This window comes from Cyanobacterium sp. Dongsha4, assembly GCF_036345015.1.
Taxonomy (GTDB): Bacteria; Cyanobacteriota; Cyanobacteriia; order Cyanobacteriales; family Cyanobacteriaceae; genus PCC-10605.
Genome location: NZ_CP084098.1, coordinates 1,868,932 through 1,881,997 on the forward strand (window position 1 = coordinate 1,868,932; position 13,066 = coordinate 1,881,997).

Sequence of the window (13,066 nt, forward strand, 5' to 3'; positions counted from 1 at the left end):
TAAAGATTATTTACCGACTTAAAAGCGGGTGACAATAGTTAATTTTTAGTTACAAGTATCACTTTATTTTATCATAAATAGGTAATGCAATTAGGAATGAGGAATTAATGAAATTTTGCTCTTATTACTTTTTTATGTTGATCATAATTTTGTAAGAAGTCTAATTTACCTATTCTTTGTTGTTTAACCTCTCCAGACACGACTTTTTCGTTAACCCCTAATTAAATCGTGTGACCAGAGAAAATTTATTATAGGATAAAAAAATGGCAGTCAATAAGGAGAAAGGATAGCTATGGGCTATTTTATGGATCGTAGGGCGTATGCAGAAACTTATGGTATTACTAAAGGCGATCGCATCCGTTTAGCAGATACAGAATTAATCATTGAGGTAGAGAGAGATTACACCACTTATGGGGATGAAGTCAAATTTGGTGGGGGTAAAGTAATTCGTGATGGTATGGGGCAATCAGGTATTTCAAGGGCAGAGGGTGCGGTAGATACCGTGATTACCAATGCTTTGATTGTGGATTGGTGGGGTATTGTGAAAGCTGATGTTGCACTCAAAGACGGGAAAATAGAAAAAATTGGCAAGGCGGGAAACCCTGAGACACAGCCCAACGTAGATATTATTATTGGGGCTGTTACAGAAGTCATTGCAGGAGAAGGTATGATTCTCACCGCAGGGGGTATTGATACTCATATTCATTTTATTTGTCCTCAACAAATCGAAACTGCGATCGCATCTGGTATTACTACGATGATTGGCGGTGGTACAGGACCTGCTACAGGCACAAAAGCCACCACTTGCACCCCCGGAGAATGGCATTTATCAAGGATGTTAGAATCGGCTGACGCTTTTCCTATGAATTTAGGTTTTTTAGGTAAAGGTAACAGCAGTCAAACAGAAGGTTTAATCGAACAAGTGAAGGCTGGGGCGATGGGTTTGAAACTTCATGAAGACTGGGGTACAACTCCTTGGAGTATCGATACCTGTTTAACCGTTGCCGACAAGTATGATATTCAGGTTGCGATTCATACCGATACTTTGAATGAAGCAGGATTTGTAGAAGATACCATTAACGCCTTTAAAAATAGAGTTATTCATACCTATCATACCGAAGGAGCAGGAGGAGGTCATGCCCCTGATATTATTAAAGTCTGTGGGGAAATGAATGTGTTACCCTCATCTACTAATCCCACTCGCCCTTATACTGTCAATACCATGGAAGAACATTTAGATATGTTAATGGTATGTCATCACCTTGATAAAAAAATTCCCGAAGATGTGGCTTTTGCTGAATCCCGTATCCGCCGAGAAACCATTGCCGCCGAGGATATTTTGCATGATTTAGGTGCTTTTAGTATGATTGCTTCTGATTCTCAAGCTATGGGGAGGGTAGGAGAAACTATAATGCGTACATGGCAAACTGCCCATAAAATGAAAGTCCAAAGAGGTGTTTTAACTTCTCCCGATAATTTGTCTGATAATTTCCGTGTTAAACGCTACGTAGCAAAATACACTATTAATCCTGCTCTCACTCATGGTATCGCTGATTATGTGGGTTCGATCGAAGTTGGTAAGTTAGCCGATTTAGTTTTATGGAAACCTGCGTTTTTCGGAGTCAAACCCCAATTAGTTCTCAAGGGCGGTATGATTGCTTATAGTCAAATGGGAGACAGCAACGCTAGTATTCCCACTCCTCAACCTGTCCATTCTCAACCCATGTTTGCCAGTTATGGAGGTGCGATCGCATCTACTTCTTTAACCTTTATTTCTCAAGCGGCATTAGACTTAGACATAAAAGGAAAACTAGGGCTAAGAAAACCCACCATTGCCGTCAAAAATACCCGTAACTTGACCAAAAAAGATCTCAAACTTAATGACCATACCCCTAAAATGGAAGTAAATCCAGAGACCTATGAAGTAAGAGCAGACGGTGAATTACTAACTTGCGAACCAGCAGAAGTTTTACCAATGGCACAGCGCTATTTTTTGTTCTAACAATAATCGCAAGGGGCAAACCCCTCTGTGTCTCCCCTTTTAAGGGGAGAAGGGTAATAGGCAATGAGAATTAAAAATTAGCAATTAGCAACTCCGAACTTCGAACTTCGAACTCTATCTGCTTATCCTACAGAATTTATTAGTTAAAATCATGATTGCCATAACAGAAAATACTAATAACAACCCCGAAAATTTAGAAAATAATAAAGTAGTTGAAATTAGAAATTTAGACTTTTATTTTGGTCATGGGAATATAAGAAAGCAAATATTATTTGATATTAATTTAACTCTAAAAAAAGGAGAAGTTGTTATCTTAAAAGGTCCTTCTGGTTCAGGCAAAACAACTCTATTAACTCTGATGGGGGCTTTACGCAGTGCTAATTATGGCTCTTTGAAAGTATTTAATCAAGAACTAATAAATGCCTCTGAAAAACTACTCATTAATATTAGAAAAAATATTGGTTATATCTTCCAAGCTCATAATTTATTAAACTCTCTCACCGCTCGACAAAATGTACAAATGTCTTTAGAATTACATCCTCAATTTAGCCATGAGCAAGTAAAACAAAAATCTATTGAAATGTTGAATGCCGTTGGTTTAGCAGATCGTATTAACTATTATCCTGAAAATCTTTCTGGTGGTCAAAAACAAAGAGTTGCGATCGCACGTGCCTTAGTTTCTCATCCGAAAATGGTACTAGCAGATGAACCCACTGCCGCTTTAGATAGTAAATCAGGGCGAGATGTGGTGGACATTATGCAAAAATTGGCTAGACAACAAGGCTGTACTATTCTCATTGTTAGCCATGATGATCGCATTTTGGATGTAGCAGATCGTATTATTGAATTAGAAGACGGAAAACTATTGACAGAGTCCCAAGTGTAAAGATTTGGACTACATTCCTGAAAAACCAAAACTTTCTGAAAAAGGGGACCCCCCCGGGAGGGGGGGGGAATTAGGAATTAGGAATATATATTATTATTAAACAAAAATCTATCGTTGTCAATGTCAATAATGACAAAGGATTTTACCTTTTATTTCCTTTTCCAACCAGTAAGTATTATAAGAAAGAGATTTCAGTTGACTCGGAGTTATTTGCCATGGCTGTTGGGGGGCAAAAATGATAAACTCTGCCCTTTGTCCAACTTGTATTTTTAATGGTTCTTGGTATAGACATTTCAAGGCATTAACACTTAAGGCTTTCCATAATTGTAAAGCAGATAATTCACAAGTAATAACAAGATTTTGCCATAGTAAAGGTAGTGCTAATTCTAAACCGATTGAGCCTGATGGAGCATCTGCAAAAGCAACAGTTTTTTCTTCATAAGTATAAGGTGTATGATTAATAGAAATAGCATCGATCGCACCTGTTTTTATCCCTTCTAATAAGCCTAAACGATCAATTTCAGTACCCAAAGGAGGTTCAAAACGTAAATGAGGATTATAACTGGCAATAGTTTCAATGTTGAGGATAAGATGATGCCAATTAACACTCGCAGTAATAGGTAATTGTTCTTCTTTTGCCCTTTTTATTAAATCCACGCCCCTAGCTGTCGAAATATTCATTAAGTGAATGGGGGTTTTTGTTAATGCCACTATTTCCAACAAAGAAGCAATAGCAACCGTTTCCGCTATCTCTGGATTTCCGATTAAACCAAGACGAATGGAAGTGCGACACTCTCTAACTACCCCTTTTCCTTTTAGTTGTAGATTTGTAGGACAAAGGGCAATAGGTAAATGAAAAGGTTGAGCATATTCTAATAACTTACGCACTAATTGTAAATTACTATGGGGACGATTATCTGTAAAACCGATTACCCCTGATTCTGCTAAATCTGCTAACTCGGCAATGGTATTACCCTCTAAATTTTTGGTTAGACTACCCCAACAGTCAAAGTTTGTTTCTAAGGATTTAGTTTTATCTTGAATCCATGTCACTGTATTGGGATTATCTATGACTGGCAAGGTGTTGGGTAAAATCGCCACCCTTGACACTCCCCCTGCTTTTGCTGAAGCATTAAGGGTTTGTAGAGTTTCTCTTTCTTCGTATCCGGGTTCACCACTATGACAAAATAAATCTACTAGGGCAGGGGCTAAAATTAAGCCATTACCATCAATTATTTTCGCTGAATCGTCTGTTAATTCAATCTTTGGGCTGATTTCTTGAATCTTATTATCATCAATTAAGATGTCAGTTACTTGGTCAAATCCAGATACAGGATCTAAAATTCTAATTTGTTGAAAAAGCAGTGTTTGATTCACCTTTGTTCCTATTTACAACTCAATAACGGTGAAAAAGTATCTACCTTTAATCGGCTAAACTTTTCCATGCCTGAGTTACTATTTTACTCAACCATCGTCTTTGTACTTGATCTAATATTTGATCTTCTGCCAATACTTCTTTGATTAGGTCTTCTAAAGATTTTCCTTCATAATGGGTTTTTTCCACCAAAGATGCGATTGCTTCTGCAACTATTTCGGCGGACACTTTTTCGCTACAAGGATAATCTAGCTGATTGGAGTCACAAGTCAAACAAGAAATCATATTTTTACCCCCCTTCGACTTTTATTAACAATTGTAAATACTTTTTCAGTTTTTAGGATGTTCAGAAGTTTAACCCATTCAAAAACAAAAAGGGTGATAAATACTGTTTTTCTTAACATTTCACTTTACATAATATGGAAATCTTGATTTTGCCAATTCACAAAACCCCATAAAAATTCTCAGGTAAATTTTTGTAAAAAGTTGCTTATTTTGTAAAATTTTATACAGAAATATGCTTAAATAGAGTTAAGAAAGTAAAGGAGAGAAGAAAATGAGTGCAGAAAGTCAAGCCCGTAGTTTAATGATGCGTCATCATAAATTCATCAAAAATCGTCAACAGTCAATGTTAGGACGCACTGCATCAGAAATTGGTATGGAGATTAATGGTTCGGAATATTGGAATCCTGTTCAGGGAAAACCTAATTCTAGTTTTCGTGTTAGTTATGATCGCTCCCATGCTTCTTTAAGTTAAATAGTAGGTTTTAGGTTTAATAAAAACAATTAAAGTAAAAGTTATTGTAATTTGACAGTGTGGCAATAATAGATAAACTTAAGAGAAGATATAGTGGTCTAACTAATCGGTTTTTTATTTTTGAATAGTATAATTCCGACACCTGACACCCGATACCTTCCTAAAATAATCGATATTTCATTGTGCGTAGCATAAATTACCTATATCTGATATATGCGATCGCCTGAATCCAAACAAGGATTTTTTCTTGGCTGGTAGTTACTAAAGAAAGACAATTTTGGTCTTGCCATTTTAGCACCCCTTCCAGAGTTTTATTGGTCATTAAGCCAATCTCGACAGGGGTTTTGTTTTTGATGAAAGATTGAATTTGACGAACGCTAGGAAATCCTGTATCAAATGCGGTCATAATTAATTATTGTTAACTAAAAATTGGGAATATTTAGACTATGACACTGAAGTTTAGCAAATATCATGGACTCGGCAATGATTTTATTTTGATAGATAATCGTCACCAGTCTCAACCCCTCGTTTCTCAGGAAGAAGCGGTAAAAATGTGCGATCGCCATTTTGGCATTGGAGCGGATGGAGTAATTTTTGTTTTAGCAGGAGAAGGAGATACTGACTATACCATGAGAATTTTTAACTCGGATGGCTCAGAACCAGAAATGTGTGGTAATGGCATTCGTTGCTTTGCTCAGTTTATCACTGAATTAGAAGGAAAAGAAGAAATCGGCAAAACCTATCGTATTCATACCCTCGCAGGTTTAATCTGCCCCACCATTATGGGTAATGGACAAGTTAAGGTGGATATGGGTGAACCTCAATTGGAAGCGGAGAAAATTCCTACTACCCTCGGCAAAACAGGGGAAAAAGTAGTCAATGAATCATTAACAGTAGGCGATCGCACTTATCATGTTAGTTGTGTGAGTATGGGTAATCCTCATTGTTTAGTTTTTGTCGAAAATATTGAGCAAATCAATCTCAATGAAATTGGGTCAAAATTTGAAACTCATCCCGTGTTTCCCCAAAAAACCAATACAGAATTTATCCAAGTCATTAGTCATAATTATCTCAAAATGAAAGTTTGGGAAAGAGGTGCGGGAATTACCCTTGCTTGTGGTACGGGTGCTTGTGCTACTGTGGTGGCGGGTGTTTTAAATGAGAGATGCGATCGCATTTCTACCGTAGAATTACCCGGAGGATGTCTTGAAATAGAGTGGTCAGAAAAAGATAACCATGTTTACATGACTGGCCCTGCAACCAAAGTATTTTCAGGACAAATTGCTTGACCTAATCATTAAGTAAGTGTCAAAAAACTATCTCAATTTAAGTTGGAGGTTCAGAAAAAAGTTTCAGGTTTGAGGTGTTAAGGTATTAGGAAATGAGGGGAGACGAGTTCGGAGTTATTAATTATCAACTATTTACCTTTGCCCTCCTCCCTATTTAGGGGAGATAAAGGGGGGTTTGCCTCCTACCCTCAAAGAGAATTGAAGAAAATATAAACAAAACAGCGTGAAATCGAGGAAATAATTACTAAACTCAATTCCATGTCATTATTTTTGATTTAACTAACACAATTTTAATAATTTTTTAATAATTTGCCGAAAATATCATGAAAAAAAGACAAATAAGAAAATTAAATGAAATTAGTAATCATCTTTACAACTAATTGGGATCAAGGAATGTTAGTTTAGATAGTGTCAAGATAAAAGAAAATAAAAAAATTAATGGTTATTATGGCTCAAATACTAGACGCAATTCCCAACAATGAAAATGATAGTATTCTTTGTTGTTACGTCAATGCAACTAGCCAAATTCAAGTAGCAAGAATTACAAATATCGAAAATTGGTATTTTGAGAGAGTAGTATTCCCCGGACAAAGATTGATGTTTGAAACATTACCAGAAGCTCTTTTAGAAATTCATTCGGGAATGATGGCTAGTGCAATTTTGTCAGATACAATTCCTTGCAAACGCCTATGTATTAGTGAAGAAAAAATGGAAGAGAAAAATGAAGATGAAGATAGTAGTTTGTATAATAAACGAAAGGAAGATGAATTGCAAAAATTAGAGGTTGTTTTAACTTGAAATAATTTAATTAAAACTCATTATTAACAATAACTTAATTATATAAAAAACCCTAAATAAATTAGACAATAACCGAATTTAGGAAATAATCTCTAACCGAATAAAAAATAAAAATGATGTTTTATCTATTAAATTTGATTTAACCTTTTATTTTCGGGAAAGTCTATTAATGAAAAACAGAATTTGGGATCATGTAACAACGAAATAGAGGGGGCATAATGAAAAATTTATTGCCCCTTTCTTAGTTTGATAATCAACTCTATTCAATCAATAATTGTGACGTGACTTCTCTTCTAAATCTATAGGTTTTACAAGTTGGATAATATTTATCACTTTGTAAAATGCTCTTACTAAACAACTGATAGTAAGCTAAGACGCATTTAACTTGCACTTTTTCTTAGTTCTTGAAAATAACTAAAACGCTGACTTTTCACCTCTTGCCTACTTCAACCTGCAGACTTAGACACAAAATAGCTTATTACCAAGTTTTTAGCTGAAAATCATCGCCATTGACAATAACTACATTTTCTCCAGACTGGGTTAAAACAAATAAACCTTGACGATAAGCATATTTATCCGCTCCTTCCTCGATTTCAATTCCTGCCACTGCACCATATACTCTTTTTTGACTATATTCAGGGAAAAACTCTCTAAATTCTTGTAAATCATCCATCAATTCTTTGACATTCTCAACCCCTAAGCTACTTTTGACCTCTACTACTAAAACATGATCTTGATTAGTCACTAAAATATCTATTTCTAAAACCCTGCCATGGAGCTTTTTTTTCACCCGTTGACTAACTTGATGAACAGGAATACCACGACTGACAAACAATGTTTCACAGGCAGGAGCAACCATATTTTCCACAAAACGCCCCCATTTTCCCCCTAGATTACCGATTTCTTTGCTTAATCTTGTAATTTGGCGATCGGTTTCTCTCATGCGACGATCGGTTTCTAAGGATTTTTCTTTGAGAATACGCTCTATTTCTTGTAAACGATGATCACTTTCTTTTTGTGACTCTGCTAATTCGGCTAAAATTTTCCAGACTTCATCCGCAGTAGTTGTCATAATTACTTATTTTTCAGTCAATTGCTTACATAGATAATTATATATTAACTTTCTTTTTCCAAACCAAACCAATAGCCCTTACCGTAAATGGTATGAATTAAGGGAGGCTCTTGATTAGACTCAATTTTTTTTCGTAAAAGTCTCACCATTGCCGCCACAACATTACTACTGGGGGCTTCTTCTATTGTCCAAAGATAGTTATAGATTTCTTCTTGAGTAACTAACTGATGAAGGTTTTGGCTGAAAAATTGTAGTAATTTAACCTCTTTTTCCGACAACTTAATCATTCTACCGTTACGATAGGCAATTTGATTTTCAACTTCTATTTCTAAATCGGCTACTTTTATTCTTGTTTCCTGTTTATTTTGCTCTTCTTGACTATCAGCAATTGTACTAACTCTCCTCAATAAAGCCCTCACCCTAGCCAATAATTCCCTTAATTCAAAGGGCTTTACTAAATAATCATCTGCTCCTGCATCTAATCCCAAAACACGATCATCTAAAGTATCTTTTGCTGTCAAAAATAGTACAGGAGTTTTAATCAAAAAAGGTTGATGGCGTATTTGCTGACAAATTTCTAAGCCACTTTTATGAGGTAACATCCAATCAAGAATTAGTAAATCATAGTTTTGCTTTAGGGCTAAATTTAAACCTTCTTCCCCATCATGGGATATTTTTACATGATAACCTTCCTGTTTTAAAATCCTTTGTAAAGTTATGGCTAACTCGATTTCATCTTCTACTAACAAAATCTTCATTGACATGACTGCTTTTAACTGATATTTAATAATTAATTGTCAAACTACTAACCACTTATGTTAACCATTGCATTGCCGAAAGGGGCTCTTTTAAAAGATAGTATTAAACTTTGTCAACAAGCGGGATTAGATTTTAGCTTATTTTTGGAAGAAAGTAACCGTCAATTACAAATAGAAGATCCTCAAGGTTTAGCAAAGGCTTTATTGGTAAGGGCTCAAGATGTACCTGTTTATGTGGAATATGGTCAAGCTCACTTAGGTATTGTTGGTTATGATGTCTTAAAGGAAAAACAAGCTGATGTAGCACAGATTGCTGATTTAGGGTTTGGTTATTGTCGTATGTCTGTGGCTGTTCCTTCTGCTAGTCCTTATCGCAGTTCCAGTGATTTACCTGCTCATGGAATTGTTGCTTCTAAGTTTGTTAATTGTGCCAAGGAGCATTTTCGGGCTTTAGATTTACCTGTGGAAATTGTCCCTCTTTATGGTTCAGTAGAATTAGGTCCGATTACAGGTATGTCAGAAGCGATCGTGGATTTGGTTTCTACGGGCAAAACCTTAAGGGAAAATGGTCTAATTGAAATAGATGTTTTATTTGAAAGTAGTGCTTATTTAGTGGCAAATCCTCTCACTTATCGTCTCAATAGTTATCAACTTAGTGAATGGGTGGGGAAAATCATTAGAAATTAAGAATTGGTAAAATAAAGAAATGCTTTTGCCTTTCACTCACTACTCATTGCTGAAAATATGTTTTCAAAAACTAAAGAAAATGACTGGGGATTAATTTTAAAAATTGTCCCCTATGCAAAACGAAATTCATCTATTTTATTATTATCTTTAATATTATTAATTCCCCTTGCTTTAGCCGGTGCAATTCAACCTTTAATTGTGGGACAAGCTATTTCCCTATTAAGAAAAGAGCCTACATGGTCTTTTTTAGACCCTAATGCGATTTCTAGTGGTTTAAATTTATTAGCAATTATTTTACTTTCCACAATTATTATTCGCACTCTTTTTCAAGCGTGGCAGGGTTTTTTAGTCCAAAAAGTCGGGCAGGAAATTACTGCTTTTATTCGTCAAGATTTGTTTGATCATGTTACTTCTTTATCCTCTAATTTTTTCCATAAAACTCCTGTGGGTAAATTAGTTACTCGTATTACTAACGATGTGGAGGCTTTGGGAGATGTATTCGCTACAGGTGCGATCGGAATTTTGAGCGATGTGGTCTATATTTTGGCGATTATCATCACTATCTTTACTTTACAGTGGCAATTAGCCTCATTATTAGTTTTCCTCTTGATTCCTGTCACTGGCTTAATTATTTACTTTCAAAAACAGTATCGCAAAGCGAATTACACTGCAAGGGAAGAATTATCTGTTCTTAACTCCATGTTGCAAGAAAATGTCACGGGAATTAATGTTGTTCAATTATTTCAAAGAGAAAAGTATAATAGTGAACTGTTTCGCACGGTCAACGATCGCTATCGTATAGCTATTGATAAAACAATTTTCCATGATTCAGCAGTATCGGCAACCTTAGAATGGATTTCCTTAGTTGCGATCGCAGCCGTGTTATGGATCGGGGGAATTTTTATTCTTCAGGATAGCTTAACTTTTGGGATTTTATCGGCTTTTATTCTCTACGCTCAACGATTATTTGATCCTCTGCGTCAATTTGCGGATAAATTTACGATGTTTCAGTCTGGATTCACCGCTATAGAGAGAATTAGCGAATTGATGAATATTCCTGTGGAAATTCAAGATCGCCATGATAATATTAGCTTTGATGAAAATGCAGATCAAGGAAAAGTGGGGGAAATTAGATTTGAAAACGTGAGTTTTGGTTACAAACCTGATGAATATGTCCTGAAAAACCTCAACTTTACCATTAATCCGGGGGAAAAAATTGCTATTGTGGGACCGACTGGGGCGGGTAAAAGCTCTATAATTCGTCTTCTATGCCGTTTATATGAGCCAAATCAAGGGGGAATTTTAGTAGATGGTATAGACATTCGTGACATCACCCAAGCGGAATTACGCCGTCATATTGGGGTGATTTTGCAAGAAAGTTTTATCTTTGCAGGGGATGTGAGAAGAAATATAACCCTCGGTGAAGAATACTCTCTCACAGAAATTGAAGAGGCGGCAAAAGTAACCAACGTCGATCGCTTCATTCGTCAACTACCTGATGGCTATGATACCATCTTAAGAGAAAGAGGAGCGAACCTTTCTGGTGGACAAAAACAACTTCTTGCCTTTGCTAGAGTTGCTATTCGTAACCCCAACATTCTTGTTTTAGATGAAGCCACCTCCAGCCTTGACGTTGCTACAGAAGCAGATACTCAAGAGGCATTGGAAAAATTATTAGTGGGTAAAACGGCTATTATTATTGCTCACCGTTTATCAACTATCCGTAACGTGGATAAAATCCTCGTATTGAAACAGGGTGAATTAATTGAATCTGGTAGCCATGATCAACTTTTAGCACACAATGGTATTTATGCAGGATTGTATAAATTACAAATGCTCGGCAGTGAATAAAGCAAAAATGTGAGGTTTAGGAGTTTGGGGATTGAGGAAAGGAATAAATAAGAGCTTAGGGTTTTAGGGAGAGGTTACTAAACGCTATTGCCAGTTACCCATTCCCTGTTGCCCTCTCTCAATTACTAATTGGGATTAAACTTTTAAGATTTACCAATCCCGACATAACGGAAGCCAGTTTTTTCAATAGCTGTTTTATCGAGAAAGTTACGTCCATCAATAATTAAGTGATTTTTCATCAGTTTGCTGATTTTTTCTAAATCTAATTTCAAAAATTCTTGCCAGTCGGTAACTAATACCAAAGCATCACAACCATCAGCCAACATCTCAGTACTACTTTCGATTACTACCCCAGAAAGTCCATGACTTAAACCTGTTTGAGAGACAATAGGATCATAGGCTTTAACTTTTGCCCCTAAGCGATTTAATTCTTGAATAATATTCAATGCTGGAGCATCTCGCATATCATCAGTATCGGGCTTGAAAGTTAAACCTAATAAACCAATGACTTTCCCTTTGAGAATTTTTAATTCTTGTTGGAGTTTTTCGATAACGATACTCTTTTGGCGTTTGTTGACGTTTACTGCGGCATTAAGTAATTCTGTTTCGTATCCGTAGTCATGGGCAGTGTGAATTAATGCGGATACATCTTTGGGAAAACATGAGCCTCCCCAACCAATACCAGCTTGTAGGAATTTAGGACCAATACGAGAATCTAAACCTATACCTTTTGCTACTTGGGTAACATCAGCACCAACACGATCGCATATATTTGCTACTTCATTAATAAAACTAATTTTAGTGGCTAAGAAAGCATTAGCGGCATATTTAATCATTTCCGCAGAACTCAAATCTGTGACAACGACAGGTACAGGGGGTAAATCTGCATGGTCACTAAAGGTGCGATCGACCAAAGGTTGATATAATTCTTTCATAAGTGCGATCGCTTTTTCATTACTGCTACCCAAAACGATGCGATCGGGATTAAATGTATCATATACGGCTGTCCCCTCTCGTAAAAATTCAGGATTACTTACCACATCAAACTCTGGCATACTATTTTCTGTCATAGTAAAACCTTCCCCCACAGTAGCAGTATGTTTTTCTTTAAAACCTTCTAAAACAATCATGCGAACCCAATCCCCAGAACCAATTGGAACAGTGGATTTGTTAACAATCACTTTATAACCACCATTCAGATGATTACCGATACCTCTAGCTACGGCTTCAACATAACGGGTATCGCTTTCCCCTGTCGGTAGAGCAGGAGTTCCCACTGCGATAAATAAAATCTCTCCATGATTAACACCTGCTCCTAGATCGGTGGTAAAGTGGAGTCTTTCATGCTTCATGCAGGATAGCATCAACTCAGATAAACCCGGTTCATAAATAGGAGATTGCCCTTGTTTCATTAACTTAACCTTCTCCTCATTGTTATCAACACAGATAACATCATGACCAATATGAGCTAAACATACTCCTGTAACTAAACCAACATAACCAGTTCCAATTACACAAACACGCATTGATTGAACTCCTCAAAATTTTAAGAAAATAAACATTTTTAGCAACAAGTCTTTTTATTACTCAT

Annotated in this window: 13 protein-coding genes; 7 read left to right on the forward strand and 6 right to left on the reverse strand. The window is 36.2% G+C overall.

Translation table 11 applies throughout. The annotated features are described in order from the left end of the window. The first annotated feature begins 292 nt into the window (after positions 1-292). Together ureC and Dongsha4_RS08055 are read left to right on the forward strand one after the other, a co-directional pair. Complete coding sequence (gene ureC, locus Dongsha4_RS08050) at positions 293-2,002, forward strand: urease subunit alpha (protein WP_330205159.1); 1,710 nt, start codon at positions 293-295, stop codon at positions 2,000-2,002. A gap of 151 nt (positions 2,003-2,153) precedes the next feature. Continuing rightward, positions 2,154-2,888, forward strand: a complete 735-nt coding sequence (locus tag Dongsha4_RS08055; protein WP_330205160.1) for a DevA family ABC transporter ATP-binding protein — start codon at positions 2,154-2,156, stop codon at positions 2,886-2,888. Between the two features lie 123 nt (positions 2,889-3,011). Here Dongsha4_RS08055 and Dongsha4_RS08060 read toward each other — a convergent pair whose 3' ends face one another. Both Dongsha4_RS08060 and Dongsha4_RS08065 read right to left on the reverse strand, forming a co-directional pair. Then, on the reverse strand, positions 3,012-4,265 hold the full coding sequence (locus tag Dongsha4_RS08060) for a dihydroorotase (RefSeq protein WP_330205161.1): 1,254 nt from the start codon (positions 4,263-4,265) through the stop codon (positions 3,012-3,014). Between the two features lie 46 nt (positions 4,266-4,311). Then, positions 4,312-4,548 (reverse strand): hypothetical protein, encoded by a 237-nt coding sequence (locus tag Dongsha4_RS08065; protein ID WP_330205162.1) that lies wholly within the window; start codon positions 4,546-4,548, stop codon positions 4,312-4,314. Between the two features lie 271 nt (positions 4,549-4,819). Between Dongsha4_RS08065 and Dongsha4_RS08070 the strand changes: the two genes are divergently transcribed. Next, the gene (locus tag Dongsha4_RS08070) at positions 4,820-5,020 is read left to right on the forward strand and encodes a hypothetical protein (RefSeq protein WP_330205163.1); all 201 of its coding nucleotides are present in this window, start codon (positions 4,820-4,822) and stop codon (positions 5,018-5,020) included. Positions 5,021-5,216: 196 nt separating this feature from the next. On the opposite strand, the gene Dongsha4_RS08075 is transcribed toward Dongsha4_RS08070, so the two are convergent. Beyond that, positions 5,217-5,426: an Hfq-related RNA-binding protein gene (locus tag Dongsha4_RS08075; protein WP_330205164.1), complete on the reverse strand. Its 210-nt coding sequence runs from the start codon at positions 5,424-5,426 to the stop codon at positions 5,217-5,219. 40 nt (positions 5,427-5,466) lie between these two features. Here Dongsha4_RS08075 and dapF point away from each other — a divergent pair, with 40 nt between their 5' ends. Beyond that, positions 5,467-6,309: a diaminopimelate epimerase gene (gene dapF, locus Dongsha4_RS08080; protein ID WP_330205165.1), complete on the forward strand. Its 843-nt coding sequence runs from the start codon at positions 5,467-5,469 to the stop codon at positions 6,307-6,309. A gap of 447 nt (positions 6,310-6,756) precedes the next feature. Continuing rightward, positions 6,757-7,107: a DUF1830 domain-containing protein gene (locus Dongsha4_RS08085; RefSeq protein ID WP_330205166.1), complete on the forward strand. Its 351-nt coding sequence runs from the start codon at positions 6,757-6,759 to the stop codon at positions 7,105-7,107. Between the two features lie 478 nt (positions 7,108-7,585). Here the strand turns inward: Dongsha4_RS08085 and Dongsha4_RS08090 are convergent, their stop codons facing one another. Together Dongsha4_RS08090 and Dongsha4_RS08095 are read right to left on the reverse strand one after the other, a co-directional pair. Next, positions 7,586-8,179, reverse strand: coding sequence for a DUF3782 domain-containing protein (locus tag Dongsha4_RS08090; protein ID WP_330205167.1), 594 nt, complete (start codon positions 8,177-8,179; stop codon positions 7,586-7,588). Positions 8,180-8,223: 44 nt separating this feature from the next. After that, positions 8,224-8,937, reverse strand: coding sequence for a response regulator transcription factor (locus tag Dongsha4_RS08095; RefSeq protein ID WP_330205407.1), 714 nt, complete (start codon positions 8,935-8,937; stop codon positions 8,224-8,226). A gap of 57 nt (positions 8,938-8,994) precedes the next feature. Between Dongsha4_RS08095 and hisG the strand changes: the two genes are divergently transcribed. Then, complete coding sequence (hisG, locus tag Dongsha4_RS08100) at positions 8,995-9,624, forward strand: ATP phosphoribosyltransferase (RefSeq protein WP_330205168.1); 630 nt, start codon at positions 8,995-8,997, stop codon at positions 9,622-9,624. 57 nt (positions 9,625-9,681) lie between these two features. Further along, positions 9,682-11,475 (forward strand): ABC transporter ATP-binding protein, encoded by a 1,794-nt coding sequence (locus tag Dongsha4_RS08105; protein WP_330205169.1) that lies wholly within the window; start codon positions 9,682-9,684, stop codon positions 11,473-11,475. Positions 11,476-11,618: 143 nt separating this feature from the next. On the opposite strand, the gene Dongsha4_RS08110 is transcribed toward Dongsha4_RS08105, so the two are convergent. After that, entirely contained in the window at positions 11,619-13,001 is a 1,383-nt protein-coding gene (locus Dongsha4_RS08110) for a UDP-glucose/GDP-mannose dehydrogenase family protein (RefSeq protein ID WP_330205170.1), read from the reverse strand. Positions 13,002-13,066: the final 65 nt, after the last annotated feature.

Excerpts from the sequence above, each read along its gene's own strand:
- ureC (WP_330205159.1), top strand. The coding sequence starts at position 293 with ATGGGCTATTTTATGGATCGTAGGGCGTATGCAGAAACTTATGGTATT.
- Dongsha4_RS08055 (WP_330205160.1), top strand. The coding sequence starts at position 2,154 with ATGATTGCCATAACAGAAAATACTAATAACAACCCCGAAAATTTAGAA.
- Dongsha4_RS08065 (WP_330205162.1), bottom strand. The coding sequence starts at position 4,548 with ATGATTTCTTGTTTGACTTGTGACTCCAATCAGCTAGATTATCCTTGT.
- Dongsha4_RS08070 (WP_330205163.1), top strand. The coding sequence starts at position 4,820 with ATGAGTGCAGAAAGTCAAGCCCGTAGTTTAATGATGCGTCATCATAAA.
- Dongsha4_RS08075 (WP_330205164.1), bottom strand. The coding sequence starts at position 5,426 with ATGACCGCATTTGATACAGGATTTCCTAGCGTTCGTCAAATTCAATCT.
- dapF (WP_330205165.1), top strand. The coding sequence starts at position 5,467 with ATGACACTGAAGTTTAGCAAATATCATGGACTCGGCAATGATTTTATT.
- Dongsha4_RS08085 (WP_330205166.1), top strand. The coding sequence starts at position 6,757 with ATGGCTCAAATACTAGACGCAATTCCCAACAATGAAAATGATAGTATT.
- Dongsha4_RS08090 (WP_330205167.1), bottom strand. The coding sequence starts at position 8,179 with ATGACAACTACTGCGGATGAAGTCTGGAAAATTTTAGCCGAATTAGCA.
- Dongsha4_RS08095 (WP_330205407.1), bottom strand. The coding sequence starts at position 8,937 with ATGAAGATTTTGTTAGTAGAAGATGAAATCGAGTTAGCCATAACTTTA.
- hisG (WP_330205168.1), top strand. The coding sequence starts at position 8,995 with ATGTTAACCATTGCATTGCCGAAAGGGGCTCTTTTAAAAGATAGTATT.
- Dongsha4_RS08105 (WP_330205169.1), top strand. The coding sequence starts at position 9,682 with ATGTTTTCAAAAACTAAAGAAAATGACTGGGGATTAATTTTAAAAATT.
- Dongsha4_RS08110 (WP_330205170.1), bottom strand. The coding sequence starts at position 13,001 with ATGCGTGTTTGTGTAATTGGAACTGGTTATGTTGGTTTAGTTACAGGA.